At 62.9% G+C, this 21,288-nt stretch carries 25 protein-coding genes; 12 read left to right on the top strand and 13 right to left on the bottom strand.

Annotation, left to right across the window (positions count from 1 at the left end):
* Window positions 1–29 precede the first annotated feature (29 nt).
* Genes PJE01S_RS02735 through PJE01S_RS24965 form a run of 3 tightly spaced genes read left to right on the top strand, consistent with a single transcriptional unit; the run spans window position 30 to window position 1,108 of the window.
* On the top strand, window positions 30–500 hold the full coding sequence (locus PJE01S_RS02735) for a hypothetical protein (RefSeq protein WP_157090204.1): 471 nt from the start codon (window positions 30–32) through the stop codon (window positions 498–500).
* Between the two features lie 35 nt (window positions 501–535).
* Window positions 536–850 (top strand): high-potential iron-sulfur protein, encoded by a 315-nt coding sequence (locus PJE01S_RS02730; protein ID WP_068831619.1) that lies wholly within the window; start codon window positions 536–538, stop codon window positions 848–850.
* Window positions 851–877: 27 nt separating this feature from the next.
* Window positions 878–1,108 (top strand): hypothetical protein, encoded by a 231-nt coding sequence (locus PJE01S_RS24965; RefSeq protein WP_157090203.1) that lies wholly within the window; start codon window positions 878–880, stop codon window positions 1,106–1,108.
* A gap of 29 nt (window positions 1,109–1,137) precedes the next feature.
* On the opposite strand, the gene PJE01S_RS02725 is transcribed toward PJE01S_RS24965, so the two are convergent.
* The 3 genes from PJE01S_RS02725 to tsaE form a co-directional block, all read right to left on the bottom strand.
* The gene (locus PJE01S_RS02725; RefSeq protein ID WP_068831915.1) at window positions 1,138–1,353 is read right to left on the bottom strand and encodes a glycine zipper 2TM domain-containing protein; all 216 of its coding nucleotides are present in this window, start codon (window positions 1,351–1,353) and stop codon (window positions 1,138–1,140) included.
* A gap of 199 nt (window positions 1,354–1,552) precedes the next feature.
* Entirely contained in the window at window positions 1,553–2,938 is a 1,386-nt protein-coding gene (locus PJE01S_RS02720; protein ID WP_068831618.1) for an N-acetylmuramoyl-L-alanine amidase, read from the bottom strand.
* Window positions 2,935–3,429, bottom strand: a complete 495-nt coding sequence (gene tsaE / locus PJE01S_RS02715; protein ID WP_068831617.1) for a tRNA (adenosine(37)-N6)-threonylcarbamoyltransferase complex ATPase subunit type 1 TsaE — start codon at window positions 3,427–3,429, stop codon at window positions 2,935–2,937. Before tsaE ends, PJE01S_RS02720 begins: the two co-directional genes overlap by 4 nt.
* Window positions 3,430–3,456: 27 nt before the next feature.
* On the opposite strand from tsaE, the gene queG reads away from it, so the two are divergent.
* Window positions 3,457–4,506 (top strand): tRNA epoxyqueuosine(34) reductase QueG, encoded by a 1,050-nt coding sequence (gene queG / locus PJE01S_RS02710; protein WP_174548513.1) that lies wholly within the window; start codon window positions 3,457–3,459, stop codon window positions 4,504–4,506.
* Between the two features lie 258 nt (window positions 4,507–4,764).
* On the opposite strand, the gene PJE01S_RS02705 is transcribed toward queG, so the two are convergent.
* Window positions 4,765–5,670 carry an AEC family transporter gene (locus tag PJE01S_RS02705; protein WP_068831615.1) on the bottom strand — a complete coding sequence of 302 codons (906 nt, stop codon included), beginning with the start codon at window positions 5,668–5,670 and terminating at the stop codon, window positions 4,765–4,767.
* Between the two features lie 112 nt (window positions 5,671–5,782).
* Here PJE01S_RS02705 and PJE01S_RS02700 point away from each other — a divergent pair, with 112 nt between their 5' ends.
* Both PJE01S_RS02700 and xerD read left to right on the top strand, forming a co-directional pair.
* Entirely contained in the window at window positions 5,783–6,763 is a 981-nt protein-coding gene (locus tag PJE01S_RS02700) for a tripartite tricarboxylate transporter substrate binding protein BugE (RefSeq protein ID WP_068831614.1), read from the top strand.
* 108 nt (window positions 6,764–6,871) lie between these two features.
* On the top strand, window positions 6,872–7,774 hold the full coding sequence (gene xerD, locus PJE01S_RS02695) for a site-specific tyrosine recombinase XerD (RefSeq protein WP_068831914.1): 903 nt from the start codon (window positions 6,872–6,874) through the stop codon (window positions 7,772–7,774).
* 68 nt (window positions 7,775–7,842) lie between these two features.
* Here the strand turns inward: xerD and PJE01S_RS02690 are convergent, their stop codons facing one another.
* A complete protein-coding gene (locus PJE01S_RS02690) occupies window positions 7,843–9,126 on the bottom strand; it encodes a class I SAM-dependent methyltransferase (RefSeq protein ID WP_174548505.1) in 1,284 nt (427 codons plus the stop codon).
* Between the two features lie 86 nt (window positions 9,127–9,212).
* Entirely contained in the window at window positions 9,213–10,034 is an 822-nt protein-coding gene (locus tag PJE01S_RS02685) for a ferritin-like domain-containing protein (protein WP_068831613.1), read from the bottom strand.
* 131 nt (window positions 10,035–10,165) lie between these two features.
* Here PJE01S_RS02685 and PJE01S_RS02680 point away from each other — a divergent pair, with 131 nt between their 5' ends.
* Window positions 10,166–10,690, top strand: a complete 525-nt coding sequence (locus tag PJE01S_RS02680; protein ID WP_068831612.1) for a gamma carbonic anhydrase family protein — start codon at window positions 10,166–10,168, stop codon at window positions 10,688–10,690.
* Window positions 10,691–10,737: 47 nt separating this feature from the next.
* A complete protein-coding gene (gene hslO, locus PJE01S_RS02675; protein ID WP_068831611.1) occupies window positions 10,738–11,706 on the top strand; it encodes an Hsp33 family molecular chaperone HslO in 969 nt (322 codons plus the stop codon).
* Window positions 11,707–11,763: 57 nt separating this feature from the next.
* Here the strand turns inward: hslO and PJE01S_RS02670 are convergent, their stop codons facing one another.
* The 6 genes from PJE01S_RS02670 to pyrG form a co-directional block, all read right to left on the bottom strand.
* Window positions 11,764–12,276: a hypothetical protein gene (locus PJE01S_RS02670; RefSeq protein ID WP_068831610.1), complete on the bottom strand. Its 513-nt coding sequence runs from the start codon at window positions 12,274–12,276 to the stop codon at window positions 11,764–11,766.
* A 30-nt stretch (window positions 12,277–12,306) separates the two neighbouring features.
* The gene (locus PJE01S_RS02665; protein WP_068831609.1) at window positions 12,307–12,621 is read right to left on the bottom strand and encodes a septum formation initiator family protein; all 315 of its coding nucleotides are present in this window, start codon (window positions 12,619–12,621) and stop codon (window positions 12,307–12,309) included.
* A gap of 21 nt (window positions 12,622–12,642) precedes the next feature.
* Window positions 12,643–13,929: a phosphopyruvate hydratase gene (gene eno, locus PJE01S_RS02660; RefSeq protein ID WP_068831608.1), complete on the bottom strand. Its 1,287-nt coding sequence runs from the start codon at window positions 13,927–13,929 to the stop codon at window positions 12,643–12,645.
* Window positions 13,930–13,972: 43 nt separating this feature from the next.
* Window positions 13,973–14,263, bottom strand: coding sequence for a DUF1330 domain-containing protein (locus tag PJE01S_RS02655; RefSeq protein ID WP_068831607.1), 291 nt, complete (start codon window positions 14,261–14,263; stop codon window positions 13,973–13,975).
* A gap of 100 nt (window positions 14,264–14,363) precedes the next feature.
* On the bottom strand, window positions 14,364–15,221 hold the full coding sequence (gene kdsA, locus PJE01S_RS02650; protein ID WP_068831606.1) for a 3-deoxy-8-phosphooctulonate synthase: 858 nt from the start codon (window positions 15,219–15,221) through the stop codon (window positions 14,364–14,366).
* Window positions 15,222–15,223: 2 nt separating this feature from the next.
* On the bottom strand, window positions 15,224–16,915 hold the full coding sequence (gene pyrG / locus PJE01S_RS02645; protein ID WP_068831605.1) for a CTP synthase: 1,692 nt from the start codon (window positions 16,913–16,915) through the stop codon (window positions 15,224–15,226).
* 193 nt (window positions 16,916–17,108) lie between these two features.
* On the opposite strand from pyrG, the gene coaBC reads away from it, so the two are divergent.
* The 3 genes from coaBC (at window position 17,109) to PJE01S_RS02630 (ending at window position 19,440) form a co-directional block, all read left to right on the top strand.
* A complete protein-coding gene (gene coaBC / locus PJE01S_RS02640) occupies window positions 17,109–18,374 on the top strand; it encodes a bifunctional phosphopantothenoylcysteine decarboxylase/phosphopantothenate--cysteine ligase CoaBC (RefSeq protein ID WP_068831604.1) in 1,266 nt (421 codons plus the stop codon).
* Window positions 18,371–18,820: a dUTP diphosphatase gene (gene dut, locus PJE01S_RS02635; protein ID WP_068831603.1), complete on the top strand. Its 450-nt coding sequence runs from the start codon at window positions 18,371–18,373 to the stop codon at window positions 18,818–18,820. Before coaBC ends, dut begins: the two co-directional genes overlap by 4 nt.
* Window positions 18,821–18,957: 137 nt before the next feature.
* Window positions 18,958–19,440, top strand: coding sequence for an outer membrane lipoprotein (locus PJE01S_RS02630; RefSeq protein ID WP_068831602.1), 483 nt, complete (start codon window positions 18,958–18,960; stop codon window positions 19,438–19,440).
* 62 nt (window positions 19,441–19,502) lie between these two features.
* Here PJE01S_RS02630 and PJE01S_RS02625 read toward each other — a convergent pair whose 3' ends face one another.
* On the bottom strand, window positions 19,503–20,027 hold the full coding sequence (locus tag PJE01S_RS02625; RefSeq protein WP_068831601.1) for an FKBP-type peptidyl-prolyl cis-trans isomerase: 525 nt from the start codon (window positions 20,025–20,027) through the stop codon (window positions 19,503–19,505).
* 14 nt (window positions 20,028–20,041) lie between these two features.
* On the opposite strand from PJE01S_RS02625, the gene PJE01S_RS02620 reads away from it, so the two are divergent.
* The gene (locus tag PJE01S_RS02620; RefSeq protein ID WP_068831600.1) at window positions 20,042–21,277 is read left to right on the top strand and encodes a cupin domain-containing protein; all 1,236 of its coding nucleotides are present in this window, start codon (window positions 20,042–20,044) and stop codon (window positions 21,275–21,277) included.
* Window positions 21,278–21,288 lie beyond the last annotated feature (11 nt).

The raw sequence follows: 21,288 nt of genomic DNA, 5'->3' as shown, positions 1-21,288 counted from the left end.
CGAAGTGAAGCCGGCAAGGGAGGGAAATCATGAAACCAAGCATTCAAATAGTGCTGCCCGCGATGCTGGCGGTGCTGGTCACGATAGCCCAGTCATCGCCCGGTGTCGCCGCGGCGGACGAGGCGACCAAGGCGCCGCGAGGCATTCATGTGCAAAGTCCGAAACTGGACCCGGCGCTGGTGCGCAAGACCCAGGAAGAAACCGACAAGGTGATCAGGCGCGGGGCGGCGCTGTGGAAGGATCGCCAGCTGGGCACCAATGGCCAGAATTGCAATATGTGCCATCCCAGCGGCGCGGCCACGCATCCCGAGACCTTTCCCAAGTTCAAGCAGCAGTTCGGCCGGGTGGTGACGGTTCAGGAGTTCATCAACTGGTGCATCGTCGCCGCCATGCGTGGTGACAGTCAGGAAATTGGCAGCGAGGACCTGACGGCGCTGGAAGCTTATCAGGCGTATGAGAGTCGCGGCCAGATCATGGAAATCGGCGTTCCCGGACCGTGAAGCGGAAATTGTCACTTGTGTGAAGGAGAGGGGCCATGAAAGTCAACCGCAGAATCTTTGCCATTCAATCCATCCTCGGCACGGCCGGTTTCGTCGCTGTGGACGTGACGCACGCGGAAGCATCCATGCTGATGGAGTCTTATCCCCAGGCGAGCGCCCTGGGCTACAGGACTGATGCCAGCAAGGTCGACAGCAGCAGTTTTCCGAAATACGTCGCCGGACAAAAATGTGGCCAATGCCAGCTGTTTCGGGCCCGCGAGGCGGGCGCTGCGGTTGGCTCGTGCGCCATCTATCCGGGGAAACTGGTCAGTGCCGAGGGATGGTGCAATGCGTTCGTGAAACAGGCATAGCCTGATCACGCAAACCGCCTGTATGACATGCGCCATGTCATCAGCCCTGCACGCATCCTGTCGCAGGGCGGTGATGTGATCAGGGCTGAAGCCGACTATGCGGTGTTTGGGACCCTCTTCTGGCGGCGTCAGCGAGGTTTACAAGGTCGGCAGCTATCTCGACGAGATCACGAAAAAAAAGACGACTCACTGAAGTTCAGTGAGTCGCCTGTGTGCGACAGTGAGTTGAGAGTCAACTCACTGGTCTACCCGGCATGACCGCGTCAGCCGGGCAATTGCACCATTGCTTATCTCCTCTTCTTGCTGACTTCATGACCGATCACTGCACCCGCGGCAGCGCCGCCCACGGTGCCCACCGTGTTGTCAAACAGCGCATTACCAACGACACCGCCTACTACGGCGCCAGTGGCCGTGCCAATTTGTTCCCTGGTGGGGTTGGTTCCGCAGCCGGTCAGGGCGATGAGGGTTGCCGCTGCTGCGGAGATCAGAATTTTCGTACGCATAAGAATCACCTTTGCCAAGAGTTTCAGGCTCTTTCGCTATCGGCATGCCGTTTTAATCACTGGCTTATGTCCTGGCGTTGCCTGTGATTTCACTGTAGCGGCTCAACTGGGTTGCGCCTGTAGGAGAAGGGCACCGCGCTGTGTCGGCAGAGTTGGGCAATAGTTGGACGCGGCGCCTCTCTCTTTGGCTCGCCAATTTCTACAGCGCGCGGTTGCGCGCCAGCGGTGGATTTTTGGCGAAGTAGCGTGTGATGCCGCGCATCAGCGCATCAGCGAGCTGTATCTGGTAGTCATCACTGCGCAGCCTGGCCTCTTCGTCAGGGTTGCTGATGAAGGCCGTTTCCACCAGCACGCTGGGAATGTCGGGCGCCTTCAACACGGCGAAGCCCGCCTGCTCGACGCGGGGTTTGTGCAGCTTGCCGACATTGCCGATCTCGCCCAGCATGGCGCTGCCCAGTTTCAGGCTGTCGTTGATCTGCGCGGTGGTGCTCATGTCCAGCAGGGCCTTCTGAACCTGCACGTCCTTGGCCTTGACGTTGATGCCGCCCACCAGGTCGGCGGAGTTTTCCTTGTCGGCGATCCAGCGCGCGGCGCTGCTGGACGCGCCCTTTTCGCTCAGAGCGAAGACGCTGGCGCCCTGCGGCCTGGCCGTGAAAAAGGCATCGGCATGGATGCTGACGAACAGATCGGCTTGCACGCGGCGGGCTTTTTGTACCCGCATATGGAGGGGGACGAAAAAATCCGCATCGCGCGTGAGGTAGGCGCGCATATTGGGCTGCTGGTTGATGCGGTCGCGCAGGCGGTGCGCAATTTGCAGCACCACATCTTTTTCACGCGTGCCGCCAGGGCCGACCGCACCGGAGTCTTCGCCGCCGTGGCCTGGGTCCAGCGCGACGATGACGAGGCGGTCTGCCTTGCCCTCCGACCTGCCTTTTGCCGTGGCCGTCAGCTCTGGTGCGGCTTTGGCAGCGCCTGCAGGCTTGTTGTCTGCCGGCCGGCCGGAACCGGCGGCGGCGCCCGAAGCGGGTTTGCCGGCCTGCTGTGCAATCAGGTCGCCAATCGGATCATGGCCCGCGCCGTCCGCGGGGCTGGCCCCGGGTGGGTTGCCCGCGAGCCGTTCGGCAATCAGGGCTTCCAGCGGGTCCGGCGGCTGCGCCGGATAGAGGTCAAAGACCAGCCGGTACTGGTAAGCCGCAATCGGCGGCAGGGTGAATACCTGCGGCAGCATGGGCTGCTTCAGGTCTATCACCAGCCGCACCACGCCGGGGGCGTTCTGCCCGACGCGAATGCCGGAAATATTCGGATCGTCCGATCTCACCTTGGCCACCAGCTCGCGCAGCGCCGGGATCAGGTCTATGCCTTCAATGTCAACCGCCAGGCGCGGCGGCTCCGCCACAAAGAACTGCCTGGCCTTGATTTCGCCATCGGATTCGATGGTGAGTCGCGTGTAGTCTTTGGAAGGCCAGACGCGCACCGCCACAATGGTGGCGCCGCGGGCGATGTGCTGCACGCCCAGCAGCAGCGCGACGCCGCCCAGTTGCAAGGCGCTGCGCCGGCTGGGGTGTTTGGCGGTCTTGTGCGTCATGCCAGCAGCTCCGCGCCTGTGGCCGTGCCGGTTGTCAGCGTGACGGCGCGGACGTCGCCGCTCAGCGCCTCGATATGCAGCAGCAGGTCCGGCTGCGGCAAATGCGGGCCGGCCTTTTCCGGCCACTCCACCAGCTTGAGTCCGGGGCTGGCGAAAATATCGCGAAAGCCGGCTTCTTCCCACTCGCGCGGGTCATTGAAACGGTAAAAATCAAAGTGCCAGATATTCAGCCCCGGGTTCAGGCTGGAGGCGGACAGCATGTAAGCCTCCACCACCGCGTAAGTCGGGCTTTTGATGCGGCCTTGCACACCGAGGCTCTTGAGCAGATGGCGCACAAAGGTGGTTTTGCCCGCCCCCAGATCGCCTTGCAGCTCAATCAGGGAGCGGCCAATCGCCGGCTGCCGGGCCAATGCCTGCGCAAAGGCAAGGGTTGCGGCCTCGTCCTGCCAGAGAATGTTTTTTACAATCAGCGGGTGGTCCTGAGCAGTCATCAATTCAATCATCAATTTGTAGGTCAAATTCAAACTTGGGCGCGCGAGCTTGGATTTTCGCAAATAGGCATAGCGGGTGTTGACTTATCGTCGGCCGAACCCGGATTATCGGCCTGGCTGGCTGCAGGTTTTCATGGTGACATGCATTACATGGCGGCGCACGGGCTCAAACGCGCGCGGCCGGCGGAACTGATTCCCGGTACCGTGAGCGTCATCACGGCACGGATGGACTATTTGCCGGCCTCCACCTCCGACACGCCCGGCGAATGGCAGGCGATTGAGTTCAGCCGCCTTGAGCGGCCCGCCGAAGGCATTGTGTCGGTGTATGCCCGCGGCCGCGATTACCACAAGATCATGCGCAGCCGCCTGCAAAAACTCGGTGAGCGCGTTGCGGCGCATGTCGAAAAACTGGGGCACCGCGCCTTCACCGACTCGGCCCCGGTGCTCGAAGCCGAGCTGGCCGCGCGCAGCGGGCAGGGTTGGCGCGGCAAGCACACGCTGCTGCTCAACCGCGAAGCGGGATCGATGTTTTTCCTCGGCGAAATTTATGTGGATCTGGCCTTGCCGCCCAGCGAGCCGGTGATGCCGCACTGCGGTACCTGCAGCGCCTGCATCAAGATCTGTCCCACGCAGGCCATCATTGCGCCGTACAAGCTCGATGCACGGCGCTGCATTTCCTACCTGACGATTGAACATGCCGGGCCCATTCCACTGGAGCTGCGGCCCCTGATGGGCAATCGTATTTATGGCTGCGACGACTGCCAGCTGATTTGCCCCTGGAACAAGTTCGCCCAGCGCAGCAGCCTGCCGGACTTTGATGAGCGGCGCGGCCTGACGGGGCAGCAGCTCGTGACCCTGTTTGACTGGACCGAGGAAGAGTTCTTGCGATTCACCGAAGGCAGTGCCATACGCCGCATCGGCCATGAGCGCTGGCTGCGTAATATTGCGGTGGCCATGGGCAATGCGCTGCGCGCGCAGTGCGCCGGGGCGGCTGAGATACGGGCCAGCTTGCAAGCCCGCGCGGATCACCCGAGCGAAGTGGTCAGGGAACATGTGCTGTGGGCGATTTCTCAATGAAATTGGCCGTTAGCCCTTGATTGACGGGTGTAGATGGCTATCTAATTGATAGCGATTGCGGAGCGTCGCCAGCCCCCGCCGGCAAGGCACCCTCAAGCTAGTGTGGTGTTGCACGCTATCCGGCACATAAAACCGCGTCTTTTCGTCCATGGCGGCGTTGCAAATCCTCGCAATAGTGGAACTATTGCTGTGGTTTGCGCCTTGCCCTGAACAAAAATCCATCGGTTTTATTTGCACCGTCAAGCATGCAACACCACACTAGCGCAGCACGCCCAGCGCAAACGGCAGGCTCACGACGCCCAGCATGGTCGACAAGGTCACCAGTCCCGCCACATAGCCGCCGTTGTAACCCATGCGCGCCGCCAGCACATAGGCGCTGGAGGCCGTGGGCAGCGCAGAAAACGCCAGCAGGATGGTGGCTTGCGCAGAAGACAGGCCAAACGTTTTGGCCAGGCCGAATGCCACAAGAGGCAGGAGCAGATGCCGTATCGACAGCACCGCCACCGCCAGGGTCTTGGCCTGCGACAGATGGCCAAACTGCATGCCGGCGCCGGCCGCCATCAAGCCCAGCGCCAGTGAGGCGGCGCCGATGCGCGTCACCGTGGGCTCCAGCCAGACGGGCAGGGTGAAGCCCAGCAGGTTGGCCGCCAGGCCGGTGGCGGTGGCCAGGATCAGCGGGTTGCGCACCAGTTCGCGCAGAAAGCCGCGCTGCGCGTGCCTGGCCATGGGCCATACCGCAGCCACATTGAAGAGCGGCACGCACACCCCGATCAGCACCGCAATCAGCAGCAGGCCCTCGCTGCCGGCCAGCCGGTCGGCCAGCGCCAGGCCAATGAAGGAGTTGAAGCGAAAGGACACCTGGGCACTGGCCGCATGTTCGCGGGGATCGATATGCCGGCCCAGCCAGGGCAGGTGCGGCAGGCTGTAAGCCATCGCAATGCCCGCGAGCCCCATCAGCAAACCGGCACTGATCAGGCTGGACGCGGCCAGCAAATCCAGCGGACTTTTAACGATCGAGTGGAACAGCAGGACCGGAAACAGCAGGTAGTAAACCAGGCTTTCAACCTGCTCCCAAACAGTCCGGTTCAGGGCGGTGTAACGGCAGACCAGGTAACCACAGAGGATGAGGGAAAAATCGGGAAAAAGAAGTTGCGCGTAATTCACCCGGCCGAGAATAACCGCAAATCGTTCGGGTTAGCCCTTATGCGTAATCCACAAGAGGCAGGAACACATCTTGCGCTTACCATTCCAGCTGTTTTACTGTAAGGATTTGAATATGCAACGTCGTTATCTGTTTGCCTGCTCTGCGTTGTCTGCGCTCGCATTGGCCGCAGCGGCAGGTTCTGCCTTGGCGCAGGGCTATCCCAACAAGGTCATCAAGCTGCAGGTGCCGTTTGCACCCGGCGGCACCACCGACATCGTGGGCCGCGTGATTGCCGAGCCGCTGGGCAAGGCCTTGGGCCAAGCCGTCGTCGTCGAGAACAGGGCTGGCGGCGGCGGCGTGGTCGGTGCCTCCGAAACGGCCCGGGCGGCTCCCGACGGCTACACGCTGGGCGTGGCCACGGTGTCCACCACCGCCGCCAACCCGGCCATCAACCCCAAAATTCCGTACAACCCGCTGACGGACTTCACGCCCATCATCAATATCGCTGCCACGCCCAACATCATCGCGGTGCACCCGAGCTTCCCGGCCAGGAATTACAAGGAGTTCGTGGCCGAACTCAAGAAGCATCCGGGCAAATATTCCTACTCATCGTCAGGCACCGGCGGCATTGGGCATCTGCAGATGGAGTTGTACAAAATCCTGAGCGGCACCTTTGTGACGCACATTCCCTACCGCGGTGCCGGCCCGGCGCTGAACGACACGGTAGCGGGCCAGGTGCCCATGATTTTTGACAACATCCCCTCCGCGTTGCCTTTCATCCAGCAAAAGCGCCTGATTCCCATCGTGGTGGCTGCGCCCCAGCGCCTGGCCGTGTTGCCCGATGTGCCGACCTTCAAGGAAGTGGGGCTGGAGCCTGTGAACCGCATGGCTTATTACGGCATTGTGGGGCCCAAGGGCCTGCCGAAAGAGGTGGTCGACAAGGTCAGTGCCGGCGTGAAAAAGTCCCTGGAAGATCCGGCGATCCGCAAGCGTATTGAAGACACGGGTTCGCTGATCATTGCCAACACGCCTGAGCAATTCTCGGCGCAGATCAAGGCCGAATACGAGGTTTACAAAAAGGTCGTGGAGTCCGCCAAGCTCAAGTTGGATTAATTTGTAGCCCCCGGCCAGGCCGATTCAAGCCGTTTCAAAGCCGCTTCAAAGCCGCTCTTGCAGGCCTTCGCCTGCGAGGCGGCTTTTCTTTTTGTTATCGTCCACCCCATGCACCCAGAAAGCCAGTCCAGTATTGATGCGTTTATAGACGCCCTGTGGCTGGAAGATGGACTCTCCAACAATACGCTGGCGGCCTACCGGCGCGACCTGTCGCTTTATGCGACCTGGCTGGGCGCCAAGGAGCAGGGCGGCCGCAAGCTCGACGAGACAGTGGAGGGCGACCTCAGCAGCTACTTTTCCGTCAGGCATGCCGCCACCAAGGCCACGTCGGCCAACCGGCGACTGACCGTGTTCAAGCGCTACTTTCGCTGGGCGTTGCGCGAACGCCGGATTGCGGCGGATCCCACGCTGAAACTTCAATCGGCCAAACAGGCCTTGCGGGTGCCCAAGACCATGAGCGAGGCGCAGGTGGAGGCTTTGCTGGCCGCGCCGGATGCAGCGACTCCGCTTGGCCAGCGCGACCGTGCCATGCTGGAACTGATGTACGCCAGCGGCCTGCGCGTCAGCGAGCTGGTCGGGCTCAAGACTTTTCACGTGGGATTGAATGAAGGTGTGCTGCGCGTCATGGGCAAGGGCGGCAAGGAGCGGCTGGTGCCCTTCGGGCAGGTGGCGCGCGAGTGGATCGTGCTTTACCTGGCCGATGCCAGGCCGGCGATTCTGGGCGGCCAGCAGACCGACGACCTGTTTGTGACGGGGCGCGGCCAGGGCATGAGCCGGGTGATGTTCTGGATGCTGGTCAAAAAGTACGCGCGCCTGGCCGGTATCACGTCGCCGCTGTCGCCGCACACCTTGCGCCATGCGTTTGCCACCCACTTGCTGAACCATGGCGCCGATTTGCGCGCCGTGCAAATGCTGCTGGGCCATGCCGATATTTCCACCACCACGATTTACACCCATGTGGCGCGGGAGCGCCTGAAGTCGCTGCATGCGCAGCATCATCCGCGGGGATAGCGTGCAGGGCCAAGCGCAGGGTTTTCCGGGCAGATCGCTGAAATGCGGCAGCAAGGTGCGCTGCCTTCCTAGCGTGGCGCGCTGGCCTCGGCGTACATATAGTCCCGGTTGAAGGGGTAGACCGACTGGGCTCCCTTGTCCGGGCCGTTGCCCACATCGCCAGAGGGTTTCGCGGCCAGCACCTGGTGCAGTGCGATCCAGCCCTGCTCAAAACTCATGGCACTGCCCGCCAGGTACAAGCGGTAGGCGCGCAGGGTTTTTTCGGCGCGTTCCGGGCCGCCGTCCGCGGCCAGAACTTTGCGCGCTTCGTCCAGCCGCGCCTCCAATGCATCGGACCAGTCCCACAGCGTGCGGGCATAGTGCGGACGCAGGTTTTCGGTGTCGACCATCTCCAGCCCCGAGCGGGCCAGGTGTTCCAGCACCGCGCTGACATGCATCAGCTCGCCACCCGGGAAGATGTATTTTTCGATGAAGTCGCCCATGCCGGCGCCGAGCTGGCGGTTTTCCAGCCCGCCGGCCGTGATGCCGTGGTTCATGACCAGTCCGCCGGGGGCCAGCAGGCGCATGATTTTTGTGAAGTAGGCGTTCATGTTGGCTTGCCCCACATGCTCGAACATGCCCACCGATGAGATTTTGTCGAAGGGCCGGTCTTCAGGCATGTCGCGGTAGTCGCGCAGCTCGATGCGCACGCGCCGGCCCAGGCCTTTTTCGTCAATCAGCCGCTGCACATGGGCATGCTGGTTTTTCGACAGCGTGATGCCGGTGGCATCGACGCCGTAATGCTCGGCCGCCCACATGAGCAACGCACCCCAGCCCGCGCCTATATCCAGAAAGCGCTCGCCCGGCTGCAGCATCAGCTTGCGGCAGATGTGGTCCAGCTTGGCTTCCTGGGCCTCGGCCAGCGTCATGGCCGCATCCCGGTAGTAGGCGCACGAATACACCCGGCGCGGGTCCAGCCACAGGGCGTAAAACGTGTCCGACACGTCGTAATGAAACTGGATTTGCGCCGCGTCTTTGGCGGGGGTGTGGGCGGCCATGGATTTGGCCCGCCGCAGAAGGTGGGACCACCAGCCCATGTCGCTTTCGACCGGGTTGCCGGGCAGCAGCTTGGTCACCGCGCGCATGACATCGCGCATGGCGCCTTCAAGCTGCAGCTTGCCCTCTACATAATCCTCGGCCAGCGCCCCGATCTGGCCGGCCTTGAGGCGGGCGATGCTCGACCAGTTGGAGAACGACAGCTTGACTGCGGCGTTGGCCGCCCCCAGCCGCTGGCCCTGGGGCAGTTGCAGGGCGACGTCTGCGGGCAGGTGGGCCATTTGCGAGGGGATGTCGGGGACCAGGTGCCGGATCATGCGCAAACTCCTTTCGGTATCCGCTCAGTCTAGCGCCCTTGAAAAGTTTCTGCCACCGGCCCCTGGACCGTGGCAGAACCGGCATCTCAGGCCTTGGCGCTCAGCAGGGCGAGCTCGGCATCGTCAAACCCGGCATCACGGCGCGCGTCCAGGTTCAAGGGACCTTTGAGCCGGGGTGCGCCGTATTGCCGGGCCAGCGCCGCATAGGTGGCGACCGGCTCCAGCCCGCGCAGGCCGCACAGGTGGCGGTACCAGTGGTTGCCAATCGCCACGTGGCCAATTTCGTCGCGCAGAATGACGTCCAGAATAGCCACCGCGCGCAGTGCGTCGGGCGTGCCGACCTTGCGCAGCTTGGCCTGCATGGGCGGGGTCGCATCCAGCCCTCTGGCCTCCAGCGTGCGCGGTACCAGGGCCATGCGCGCCAGCACGTCGCCTTCGGTTTTCTGCGTCATGTCCCACAGGCCGGTGTGGGCCGGGAAGTCGCCGTAGTCGTAGCCCATGGTTTGCAGCTGGCCGCGCAGCAGGCTGAAGTGATGGGCCTCCTCGGCCGCCACTTTCAGCCAGTCCAGGTAGTAGGCCGGCGGCATGCCGCCAAAGCGCCAGGCGGCGTCCAGCGCCAGGTTGATGGCGTTGAACTCGATGTGGGTCACCGCATGGAGCAGGGCGGCCAGGCCCTCCTGGGTGAAGGGGGAACGCTTGGGGACATCCAGGTGCGAGCGCAGCTCGGGCCGCGCCGGGCAGCCGGGCACGCCGGCAGGGACCTGGAAGTCTGCGTCAGTTGCTATTGAAAGAGTAGCTGCTTGCGCCCGAATATAAAGGGCTAGAGCCACTTTTCTTTGAAAATCTGGCTCCAGCAGGGCCTGCAGGGCCAACTGGCGCAGTTCTGTGCATGGGGGCGCGGCGGTCATGGCTGGATTGTCAACGATGGTGCGGGCCAGGCCCGAGCCCCTGCCCCTGGAAAAGCGCTGGGCTGGGGTTCCTTACAATCAAAAGCCCATTTCCCAGACCATTCCCCCAGACCATTTCACCAAGGACTCCCATGGCCATTTACCAATTGGACGATTCGACCCCCGCCATCCACGGCTCAGCCTGGGTAGCCGACAGCGCGCAGGTCATGGGCAAGGTGACGCTGGCTGAGAACAGCAGCGTGTGGTTCGGCGTGGTGGTCCGGGGCGACGTCGAGGCCATTAGCGTGGGCAAGGGCTCCAACATCCAGGACAACAGTGTGTTGCATGCGGACCCAGGCACACCCCTGGTCATCGGCGAAAACGTGACGGTTGGCCATCAGGCCATGCTGCACGGTTGCACCGTTGGCGACGGTTCGCTGATTGGCATCCAGGCGGTGGTGCTCAACGGTGCGAAGATTGGCAAAAATTGCCTGGTCGGCGCCGGGTCACTGGTCACCGAGGGCAAGGAGTTTCCCGATGGCTGCATGATTCTGGGAAGTCCGGCCAAGGCGGTGCGGCAACTCTCGCCAGAACAGATTGAGGGTTTAAAAATGAGCGCGCAGCGCTATATGAACAATGCCCGGCGCTACAAGACCGGGCTCAAGAAGCTGGGCTGAACGCCCGGCTTCTTTCTTCTTCCCGGTCTGTATCCTACTTTTTTGCCATGTCTGAACTTCATAAATTTATCTTTGATGGCCTGCCGGTCCGCGGCATGCTGGTGCGCCTGACCGACTCCTGGCAGGAAATCCTCAAGCGCCGGCAAGCCGCTGGCAGTTATCCGGCCGAGGTCATGCACCTGCTCGGCGAGATGACGGCGGCAGGCGCGCTGATGCAGAGCAACATCAAGTTCAATGGCGCGCTGATTCTGCAGATTTTCGGCGATGGCCCGGTCAAGCTGGCCGTGGCCGAGGTGCAGCCCGACTTGAGCCTGCGTGCGACGGCGACCGTGACGGGCGCCATCGATCCGGGCAGCTCATTGAGCCAGCTGGTGAATGTCGGCAACCAGGGCCGCTGCGCCATCACGCTGGATCCAAAGGACAAGCAGCCGGGGCAGCAGCCCTACCAGGGGGTGGTGCCGCTGTACGGCGACCGGCATGAAAAGATTGAAAACCTGGGCGAGGTGCTGGAGCATTACATGCTGCAAAGCGAGCAGCTCGACACCAAGCTGATTCTGGCGGCCGACGGAAATGTCGCTGCGGGGCTGATGATCCAGCGCCTGCCGGTCAAGGGGCAGGACAACCTGGAAGGCCGGGCTGCCCGTGATGCCAATGAGGACCAGATAGGCCTCAATGAAGATTACAAGCGCATCGCCTTGCTGGCCGCCACGCTCAAGCGCGAGGAGTTGCTGACGCTGGACGCCGACACGATTTTGCGCCGCCTGTTCTGGGAAGAGCCCACCACCCGCTTTGAACCGTTGACGCCCAGCTTTGCCTGCAGTTGCTCACGTGAGCGCGTGGGCAGCATGCTGCGTGGCCTGGGCACCGCAGAAATCGAAAGCATCATTGCCGAGCGCGGCAAGGTCGATGTGGCCTGCGAGTTTTGTGGCGCGCAGTACGATTTCGACCCCGTGGATGCGGCGCATATTTTCACCAGCCAGAGCCGCCAGCAACCGCCCACGCCAACGGTGCAGTGAGCGTTGCGGCTGTTGGCCGGCCACCAAGGGCTGACCGGCAGCCTATAAGGGCCTTGCTCAAACGGCCTGACCGCGCTGAGCCAGCAGATCGGTCAGCAGCCGGTGTTCGCATTGTGGGTCGCTGCATTTGTCACAAATCCATACCCAGGCGCCGGGCTTGCCGGCGGGCCTGGGATGCTGTTGCATGGGCTTGCCGGTGCACTGCAACAGGCTCTCAATGGCATGGCGTGCCTGGGCCAAGCGCTCTTCCCCTGCGCCATAAATGACCCGGTAAGGCACGCCGGCCTGCGCCAGCATGCGGCGCAGCGTTTGGTCTGCCGCCGCCTGGCTTTCCTGCGCCAGCCCAGCGGCATTGAGCGATTCGCCGCGTACATTGGCATCGGCGGCGGTTTCCAGCCCCATGAGCAGCGTCAGGTCGTAGCCGCCCATGCCGGCCTGAAGCTCAGGCGTATCGGCGACCACGACAAGCGCTTGCCGTTCCAGGGACTTCAGCGATTCGGTCAGCGCGGTCGCGAGCTGCGACTTCCCGGTATGGGGCGCGCCGAGCAGTGCAATTTTCAGCACAGTCATGCCGCAGGGCGATCGATGGGGTGGGGCAGGCTACTGAGCCTGGGCTGCCGATGACTTGCCGGACGGCTTGTTGGGGGTGATCTGTACAAAGATCTCGTTGGGCTTGACCATGCCCAGTTCTCCCCTGGCCTTTTCTTCGACCATTTCCAGCCCCTCTTTGAGGTCCCGGACTTCGGCCGCCAGCTGGTCGTTGCTGGCCTGATCACGCACATTTTTCGCGAGTAGCTCGTCCAGCCGCTGCTGCATTTCACGCACGCTGGGAAGGCTGCCCCTCCCCACCCAGAGTTGCGCGTGGAATAGCAGCAGCAGCGCAATCAGGACGGCAGGGATGAAGCGATTTCCCACGCGCGGGCCAAAAAGCTGCGCTTAGCGCAGGTTGTAGAAGGCGTCGCGGCCGGGGTAGGAAGCGATCTCGCCCAGGTCTTCCTCGATGCGCAGCAGCTGGTTGTACTTGGCCATGCGGTCGGAGCGGCTCAAGCTGCCGGTCTTGATCTGGCCGGCGTTGGTGCCCACCGCGATGTCGGCAATCGTCGAGTCTTCGGTTTCGCCCGAGCGGTGCGAGATCACGGCGGTGTAGCCGGCGCGCTTGGCCATCTCGATGGCGGCAAAGGTTTCGCTCAGGGTGCCGATCTGGTTGATCTTGATCAGGATGGAGTTGGCAATCTGCTTGTCGATGCCTTCCTTGAGGATCTTGGTGTTGGTGACAAACAGGTCGTCGCCGACCAGCTGCACGTTCTTTCCCAGTCGTTCGGTCAGGATTTTCCAGCCATCCCAGTCGCCTTCGTGCATGCCGTCTTCGATGCTGATGATGGGGTACTTGTCGCACCACGAGGCCAGCATGTCCGTCCATTGCTGGGCTGTCAGGCGCAGGCCGCCTTCACCTTCGAGGACGTACATGCCGTCCTTGTAGAACTCGCTGGCAGCGCAGTCCAGGGCCAGGGCGATCTGCTCGCCGGCGGTGTAGCCGGCCTTGTCGATGGCTTCCAGAATCAGCTGAATGGCGGCTTCGTGGTTTTCAACGCTGGGCGCAAAGCCGCCTTCGTCACCCACGGCGGTGCTGATGCCCTTGTCGTTGAGAATCTTCTTGAGGGCGTGGAATACTTCGGCACCCCAGCGCAGGGCTTCGCGAAAGCTCGGGGCGCCCACGGGCACGATCATGAATTCCTGCAGGTCCAGGCTGTTGTTGGCATGCGCACCGCCGTTGATCACGTTCATCATGGGGACGGGCAACTGCATGCTGCCCATGCCGCCAAAGTAACGGTACAGCGGCAGGCCGGCTTCTTCGGCCGCAGCGCGTGCCACCGCCATGGAGACCGCCAGCATGGCATTGGCGCCCAGGCGGGACTTGTTGTCGGTGCCGTCCAGGTCAATCAGGGTGCGGTCCAGAAAGGCCTGTTCGCTGGCATCCAGGCCCAGCACCGCTTCAGAAATCTCGGTATTGATGTGCTCGACGGCCTTGAGCACGCCCTTGCCGAGGTAGCGCGACTTGTCGCCGTCGCGCAGTTCGATGGCCTCGCGCGAGCCCGTGGAAGCACCCGAAGGTACCGCCGCACGGCCCATGACGCCGGACTCCAGCAGCACGTCGCATTCAACGGTGGGGTTGCCACGGCTGTCAAGAATTTCGCGGCCGACGATATCAACAATTGCGCTCATTTATGCTCTTTCAAAGTCAGAAAACAAAAATCACAAAATCAAATCACACACCCTCAACCAGCACCATGCGCATGACAGCAATGCCCTGGCGCGATTGCCGGGCTGCCTCGTACTCGGCTGATTCGTAGAAGGCGCGTGCCTGCTCCACGCTCGGGAATTTCAGCACGACCATGCGGCTGGGTGACCAGTCGCCCTCCAGCACCTCGATCTTGCCGCCGCGCACGCACACCTCGGCGCCGTGCGCCTGCATGGCAATGCTAGAGAGTTTTTTATAGGTTTCGTATTGTTCGGGGTTCGTAACTGTAACGTGGGCAATGATGTAAGCGCTAGTCATCTGGCCCCCACGTTTGTCGCTGCGCCGCTCTTTGAGAACACTTCGTGCACGGTGCTGCTCCCCAAGGGGGCCTTCGCAACTTGGGGGACGTTGCTCATGTTCATGCGCCAAAGTTGTTTTCAAGGTAGCCGTTTTTCTTGGTCACGCGGTCGAGTTCGAGCAGCGTCTCCAGCAAGGCCTTCATGTGCTTGAGCGGAACGGCATTGGGGCCGTCGCTCATGGCCTTGGCGGGATCAGGGTGGGTCTCCATGAAGAGGCCGGCCACGCCGACGGCCACGGCGGCACGCGCCAGCACCGGCACCATTTCACGCTGACCGCCGCTGCTGGTGCCTTGGCCGCCGGGCAGCTGCACCGAGTGGGTGGCGTCAAACACCACGGGGGCGTGGGTTTCGCGCATGATGGCCAGGCTGCGCATGTCCGACACGAGGTTGTTGTAGCCAAAGCTGGCGCCACGCTCGCAGGCCATGAAGCGGTCTTCGTCCAGGCCTTTTTCACGGGCCGCGGCCCGCGCCTTGTCGATGACATTTTTCATGTCACCGGGCGCGAGGAACTGGCCTTTTTTGATGTTGACCGGTTTGCCCGACTGCGCCACTGCGTGAATGAAGTCGGTCTGGCGGCACAGGAAGGCCGGGGTCTGCAACACATCCACGACGGCTGCAACAGCAGCGATTTCTGCTTCTGAGTGCACATCGGTCAGGATGGGCAGCTTCAGTTCGCGCTTGACCTTGGCGAGAATTTCCAGGCCCTTGGCCATGCCGGGGCCGCGAAAGCTGGTGCCGCTGGAACGGTTGGCCTTGTCATAGCTGGATTTGAAAATGAAGGGGATGCCCAGGGAGGAGGTGATCTCCTTGAGCGTGCCCGCCGTGTCCATCTGCAGCTGCTCGGACTCCACCACGCAGGGCCCGGCAATCAGGAAGAAGGGCTGGTTCAGGCCGATGTCAAATCCGCAAAGTTTCATGGTTATGCCACCACTTTCAGGGGTTTTGTGGCCGCCTTGTCTTCCTGGCCGGCGGTGGCACGGTGCTCGAGCGCCGCTGCGATGTAGGCGTTGAACAGCGGATGACCCGCCCAGGGTGTGGACTTGAATTCAGGATGGAACTGAACGCCCACGAACCAGGGGTGAACATCCTGCGGCAGTTCGACAATTTCGGTCAGGTGCTCGCGCTGCGTCAGCGCGGAGATGACCAGGCCCGACTTGCGCAAGGCATCGAGGTAGTTGACGTTGGCTTCATAGCGGTGGCGGTGGCGCTCGGTCACCACATCGCCGTAAATCTTGTGCGCGAGCGTGCCCTTGGCCACGTCGGAACTCTGCGCGCCAAGCCGCATGGTGCCGCCCAGGTCGGATTTTTCGTCACGCGTCTTGATGGTGCCGTCGGCATCTTTCCACTCGGTGATGAGTGCAATGACAGGGTGGGGGCTGGCCGGGTCGAACTCGGTGCTGTTGGCGTCCTTGAGGCCCGCGACGTGGCGTGCAAACTCGATCGTGGCCACCTGCATGCCCAGGCAGATGCCCAGGTAAGGGATTTTGTTTTCCCGGGCGAAGCGGGCGGTGCAGATTTTGCCCTCGACGCCGCGCACGCCAAAGCCACCGGGCACCAGAATGCCGTCAAACTTCGCCAGACGTCCGACGTTTTCCGGCGTGATGGTTTCGGAGTCCACGTACTCGATGACCACCTTGGCGTGGTTCTTCATGCCGGCATGGCGCAAAGCCTCATTGAGGGACTTGTAGCTGTCGCTCAGGTCGACATATTTGCCGACCATGGCGATGTTGACTTCGGTCTTGGGGTGCTCGGTTTCGTAGACCAGGTCGTCCCAGCGCTTGAGGTTGGCGGGCGGCGTGTTCAGGCGCAGCTTGTCGCAGATCAGGCCGTCCAGACCCTGCTCGTGCAGCATGCGGGGGACCTTGTAAATCGTGTCCACGTCCCACATGGAAATGACGCCCCACTCGGGCACGTTGGAGAACAGCGAAATCTTTTCGCGTTCCTCGTCCGGAATGCGGCGATCGGCGCGGCACAGCAAGGCGTCGGCCTGGATGCCGATCTCGCGCAGCTTCTGGGCCGTGTGCTGGGTGGGCTTGGTCTTGAGTTCGCCCGCGGCGGCAATCCAGGGCACATAGCTCAGGTGCACAAACGCGGTGTTGTTGGAGCCCAGGCGCAGGCTCAGCTGGCGCACCGCCTCCAGGAAGGGCAGGGATTCAATGTCGCCGACCGTGCCGCCGATTTCCACAATCGCCACATCCACGGCTTCGGGCGTGTCATAGCGCGCGCCGCGCTTGATGAAGTCCTGGATTTCGTTGGTGACATGCGGGATCACCTGCACGGTCTTGCCCAGGTAGTCGCCGCGGCGCTCTTTTTCAAGCACGCTCTGGTAAATCTGGCCGGTGGTGAAGTTGTTGGGCTTGCGCATGCGCGTTTCGATGAAACGCTCGTAATGGCCCAGGTCGAGATCGGTTTCCGCGCCGTCGTCAGTCACGAACACCTCGCCGTGCTGGAAGGGCGACATGGTGCCCGGATCCACATTGATGTAGGGGTCGAGCTTGATTAAAGTGACTGTGAGGCCTCGCGATTCAAGGATCGCAGCTAAGGAGGCTGAGGCGATTCCCTTGCCCAGGGAAGACACCACACCGCCGGTGACGAAGACAAATTTGGTCATGTCAGGAACGAACCGCAAGTTCGCTGAGGTGGTAAACGGAGATTATACGGGGGGAGCGCATGACCGCTGGCGGCCAGGGCCTTAAATCGGGCACATTTCCGGCCGATACGCCAAGGCGGAAGGGGCGGTTTTGTGTACCAGGTGACAGGCTTGGGGGCCCTATGGCTATGGCTTAGCTGCTACATTGCGGGGCATGACGAATCAAGCAAATGGCCTGGCCGGCGCAGAAGCGCTGGACCTGGCCGGCAAACATCTGGTGTTGGGCCTCTCGGGCGGCATCGCCTGCTACAAGGCGGCCGAGTTGTGCCGCGCCCTGATCAAGGCCGGCGCCACGGTGCAGGTGGTGATGACCGAGGCCGCCGAGCAGTTCATCACGCCCGTCACCATGCAGGCGCTCAGCGGCCGGCCGGTGTACACCAGCCAGTGGGACAGCCGCGAGCCCAACAGCATGGCGCACATCAACCTGTCGCGCGAGGCCGACGCCATCCTGGTCGCGCCCATGAGCGCCGACTTCATGGCCAAGCTGCTCCATGGCCGCGCCGATGACCTGCTGAGCCTGATGTGCCTGGCCCGGCCCATCGACAAGGTGCCGCTGCTGGTGGCGCCGGCGATGAACCGCGAGATGTATGCGCATCCGGCCACGCAGCGCAATTTCGTTCAGCTGGAGGCGGACGGCGCCAAGGTGCTGGGCGTGGGCAACGGCTTTCAGGCCTGCGGTGAAACCGGGGACGGCCGCATGCTTGAGCCCGAGCAGCTGCTCGAAGACATCATCGCGTTTTTTGCCCCCAAGGTGTTGGCCGGCCAGCGCGTGCTGGTCACGGCCGGCCCCACGTATGAGGCCATCGATCCGGTGCGCGGCATCACCAATCTGTCGAGCGGAAAAATGGGCTTTGCCATCGCGCGCGCGGCCCGGGAAGCGGGGGCCGAGGTCACGCTGGTCGCCGGCCCGGTGAGCCTGCCCACGCCGCGTGGTGTGACCCGTATTGACGTGAGGTCGGCGCAAAATATGCTCGAGGCCGTTGTGGAGCAGGCGCATGATGCTACTGTTTTTATAGCAACTGCGGCCGTGGCCGATTGGCGGCCCGCCGCGCCGTCGACCCAAAAGCTCAAGAAGGACGGCTCGGGCCGGGCACCGCAACTGGGATTCACCGAAAACGCCGACATCCTGGCCACGCTCGCCCAGTCGCCGCGCGGCAAAAGCGGGGCGCTGTTCTGCGTCGGTTTCGCGGCGGAGAGCCACGACCTGGTGGCCAACGCGCAGGCCAAGCGCCTGCGCAAGGGCGTGCCGCTGCTGGTGGGCAACATCGGGCCGGCCACGTTCGGCCGGGACGACAACGCATTGCTGCTGGTCGATGCGCAGGGAACGCAGGAATTGCCGCGTGCCTCCAAGCGCGAGCTTGCTCGCAAATTGATAGCTGATATCGCCCGCCGTACAAGGACGGAAAGCCAAAAAACATGATCATCGACGTCAAAATCATCGATCCGCGCATGGCGGATCAACTGCCGCAATACGCCACGCCCGGCAGCGCCGGGCTCGATCTGCGCGCCTGCCTGGACGAGCCGCTGACCTTGCAGCCCAACGCCTGGAAGCTGGTGTCCACCGGCATTGCCATTCATCTGGAGGATCCCGGCTACGCCGCCCTGATCCTGCCGCGCTCGGGGCTGGGCCACAAGCATGGCATCGTGCTGGGCAACCTGGTCGGCCTGATCGACAGCGATTACCAGGGCCAGTTGATGGTCAGCGCCTGGAACCGCAGCGATGTGGCCTTCACCATAGCCCCCATGGAGCGCATTGCGCAACTCGTGGTCGTGCCAGTGGTGCAGGCGCAGTTCCAGGTGGTGACCGAATTTGCCGCTGCGAGCGCGCGCGGCGAGGGCGGCTACGGCTCCACCGGGAAGGCCTGAGCCGGTAATCTCCCTTCGCCAGTCAGGGTTTGACGGACGGCCGCTGTCTGCGGGGGCCGGGGCTGGTGCGTTAACAGGTTGGGGGCAACGGTTCCTTGAGGACTCGTTTGACCCATCAGTTGATGAAGGAGATTCCAATGCGAAACATCCGCTTTTTGAAGGCGATGACCGCCACCGCCGTCTTGGCTGCCTTGTCCGCCTGCGCCAACTACCCCGGCATGGCGCCAACTTACCCTGCAACCACCACCTATCCCGTGGCACCCGCGCCAGCCACCGTGCAATTTGGGCAGGTGACCAATGTGGAACTGGTGCGCACCCAGCAGCAGCCCAGCACCGGAATCGGCGCTGGGGCTGTCGTCGGTGGCGTCGTGGGTGGTGTGGTCGGCCACCAGGTGGGCAGGGGTACGGGCCGCGACATCGCCACAGTGGTCGGTGTGCTGGGTGGCGCACTGGTGGGCAACGCCATCGAAAAGGGCAGGACCCCGCCCACGGTCACCGAGATCTACCGCGTGACCGTGCAGCAGGACGATGGTATGGTGCGGACTTTCGACTACGCGACGCAACCCAACGTACGCATCGGCGACCGTGTGCGGGTTGAAAACAACCAGCTTTACCGCTGACCGGCCGCTTTTCTTTTGCCGCTTGCCGCGGCCCAAGCGACTCGGCGGGGTGGCGTGGCGCGTCAGTGCAACTGGTCCTTGCCCGGCGCCGAAGTCTCCACCTTGAAGAAGCCGGTGCCGCAACTGCCTTGCCCGATTTCCTCTTCGCTGGCCTCGCGTACCGATTCGACTTTCAAGGCCAGGCGGATCGCAATGCCTGCCAGTGGATGGTTGCCGTCGAGCACGACATGCTCGGGGTAGATTTCGGTCACGGTGTAAATCCGTGCGGACGGTATCCCGGTCGTGCAGCCGGCGGGTAATGCCGCGCCATCGAAGGTCATGCCTTCTTCCAGTTCGGCCGGAAAAAGTTTGCGGGGTTCGAGGAAGACCAGATTTTCGTCATAGTCGCCAAAGGCGTTCTCGGGCTCCAGATGCAGCTTGAGTTCGTCCCCGGCTTGGTGGCCTTGCAGGGCTTCTTCGATTTTGGCCAGCAAATCATTGCCGCCAAGCAAAAACTCAACGGGCTCGTCCAGTTCGTCCAGTACATCGCCCAAGGTGTCTTTCAGCGTCCATGTCAGGGCGACGACGCATTGCGGGGTGATTTTCATCCGACAATTGTCCCATGGATGTTAATCAACCTCTAGACCTTCTCGCCGGCCTGAGCCCGGCGCAATTCATGCGCCGCCACTGGCAGAAAAAGCCGCTTCTGGTACGCCAGGCCATACCCGGGTTCCGGCCCTTGCTAAGCCGGCCCGAGCTGTTCAAGCTGGCTGCGCGTGACCATGTGGAGTCCCGGCTGATTGTTCAGCAATCCAAGGGCTGGCGCATGAAGCAGGGGCCGGTGGCGCCCAGAAGCCTGCCGCCCTTGGGCCAGAATGCCTGGACCTTGCTGGTGCAGGGGGTCGACATGCACGACCCCGGCGCGCACGCGCTGCTGCAGAAATTCCGCTTCGTGCCCGACGCGCGGCTCGATGACCTGATGATCTCGTTTGCTACGGCAGGCGGTGGCGTCGGGCCGCACTTTGACAGCTACGACGTGTTTCTGTTGCAAGCCAGCGGACGTCGGCGCTGGAAGATCGGGCTGCAAAAGGACCTCAGCCTGCAGCAGGGCGTGCCCCTGAAAATTTTGCAGAACTTCGAGCCTGACGAGGAGTTTGTGCTGGAGGCGGGTGACATGCTCTACCTGCCGCCGCGTTATGCGCATGACGGCGTTGCCGAAGCATGCACGGGCCCGGACGGCAAAGCGGCTGACTGCATGACCTATTCCATAGGGTTCAGGGCGCCCGGCCAGACCGAACTGGCGGCGGAAATGCTGCACCGCCTGGCTGAGTTCGGCGAGGACGAGGCCGAGGGGTCGTCTGGCGAAGCGCCGCGCCGTGCCGCCCGCCCGCCGCGTCTTTACCGTGATCCGGCACAACCCGCGACGCCAGCTCCTGCGGCGCTGCCGGCCGCGCTGCTCGCGTTTGCCGAGCAGGCTGTTCGTGAGGCGCTGAAGGACCCGCTGGCGCTGGCCTGCGCCCTGGGTGAGTACATGACCGAGCTAAAGTCTTCCGTGTGGTTTGACGAGCCGCTGCAGGCCTGGGATGCCGAGGCCGTCAAAGCCGGCCGGGGCAGCGTCCGCCTGGATGCACGGACCCGCATGATGTATGACACCGAGCATGTGTTCATCAACGGTGAAAGCTATCGTGCCAGGGGCGCCGATGCCACGTTCATGCGCCAGCTCGCCGACCAGCGCAGCCTCTCGGGCCGCGAGCTGCGCAAGGCCGGCGCGTCGGCGATGGCCTTGCTGGGCGACTGGCATGATGCCGGTTGGTTGCTGCAGGACTTGCAAGCGCAGCGGGAGCCGCCCCAGCGCTGAATTGCCGGTGT

Source organism: Polaromonas jejuensis NBRC 106434, assembly GCF_001598235.1.
GTDB lineage: Bacteria > Pseudomonadota > Gammaproteobacteria > Burkholderiales > Burkholderiaceae_C > Polaromonas > Polaromonas jejuensis.
The sequence above is the reverse complement of the archived record's forward strand: the minus strand, read 5'-3'. Positions and strand labels throughout refer to the sequence as shown.

Coding starts and splice junctions, on each gene's coding strand:
- PJE01S_RS02735 (WP_157090204.1), top strand. CDS start 30: ATGAAACCAAGCATTCAAATAGTGCTGCCCGCGATGCTGGCGGTGCTG.
- PJE01S_RS02730 (WP_068831619.1), top strand. CDS start 536: ATGAAAGTCAACCGCAGAATCTTTGCCATTCAATCCATCCTCGGCACG.
- PJE01S_RS24965 (WP_157090203.1), top strand. CDS start 878: ATGCGCCATGTCATCAGCCCTGCACGCATCCTGTCGCAGGGCGGTGAT.
- PJE01S_RS02725 (WP_068831915.1), bottom strand. CDS start 1,353: ATGCGTACGAAAATTCTGATCTCCGCAGCAGCGGCAACCCTCATCGCC.
- PJE01S_RS02720 (WP_068831618.1), bottom strand. CDS start 2,938: ATGACGCACAAGACCGCCAAACACCCCAGCCGGCGCAGCGCCTTGCAA.
- tsaE (WP_068831617.1), bottom strand. CDS start 3,429: ATGACTGCTCAGGACCACCCGCTGATTGTAAAAAACATTCTCTGGCAG.
- PJE01S_RS02700 (WP_068831614.1), top strand. CDS start 5,783: ATGCAACGTCGTTATCTGTTTGCCTGCTCTGCGTTGTCTGCGCTCGCA.
- xerD (WP_068831914.1), top strand. CDS start 6,872: ATGCACCCAGAAAGCCAGTCCAGTATTGATGCGTTTATAGACGCCCTG.
- PJE01S_RS02690 (WP_174548505.1), bottom strand. CDS start 9,126: ATGATCCGGCACCTGGTCCCCGACATCCCCTCGCAAATGGCCCACCTG.
- PJE01S_RS02685 (WP_068831613.1), bottom strand. CDS start 10,034: ATGACCGCCGCGCCCCCATGCACAGAACTGCGCCAGTTGGCCCTGCAG.
- PJE01S_RS02680 (WP_068831612.1), top strand. CDS start 10,166: ATGGCCATTTACCAATTGGACGATTCGACCCCCGCCATCCACGGCTCA.
- hslO (WP_068831611.1), top strand. CDS start 10,738: ATGTCTGAACTTCATAAATTTATCTTTGATGGCCTGCCGGTCCGCGGC.
- PJE01S_RS02670 (WP_068831610.1), bottom strand. CDS start 12,276: ATGACTGTGCTGAAAATTGCACTGCTCGGCGCGCCCCATACCGGGAAG.
- eno (WP_068831608.1), bottom strand. CDS start 13,929: ATGAGCGCAATTGTTGATATCGTCGGCCGCGAAATTCTTGACAGCCGT.
- PJE01S_RS02655 (WP_068831607.1), bottom strand. CDS start 14,263: ATGACTAGCGCTTACATCATTGCCCACGTTACAGTTACGAACCCCGAA.
- kdsA (WP_068831606.1), bottom strand. CDS start 15,221: ATGAAACTTTGCGGATTTGACATCGGCCTGAACCAGCCCTTCTTCCTG.
- pyrG (WP_068831605.1), bottom strand. CDS start 16,915: ATGACCAAATTTGTCTTCGTCACCGGCGGTGTGGTGTCTTCCCTGGGC.
- coaBC (WP_068831604.1), top strand. CDS start 17,109: ATGACGAATCAAGCAAATGGCCTGGCCGGCGCAGAAGCGCTGGACCTG.
- dut (WP_068831603.1), top strand. CDS start 18,371: ATGATCATCGACGTCAAAATCATCGATCCGCGCATGGCGGATCAACTG.
- PJE01S_RS02630 (WP_068831602.1), top strand. CDS start 18,958: ATGCGAAACATCCGCTTTTTGAAGGCGATGACCGCCACCGCCGTCTTG.
- PJE01S_RS02625 (WP_068831601.1), bottom strand. CDS start 20,027: ATGAAAATCACCCCGCAATGCGTCGTCGCCCTGACATGGACGCTGAAA.
- PJE01S_RS02620 (WP_068831600.1), top strand. CDS start 20,042: ATGGATGTTAATCAACCTCTAGACCTTCTCGCCGGCCTGAGCCCGGCG.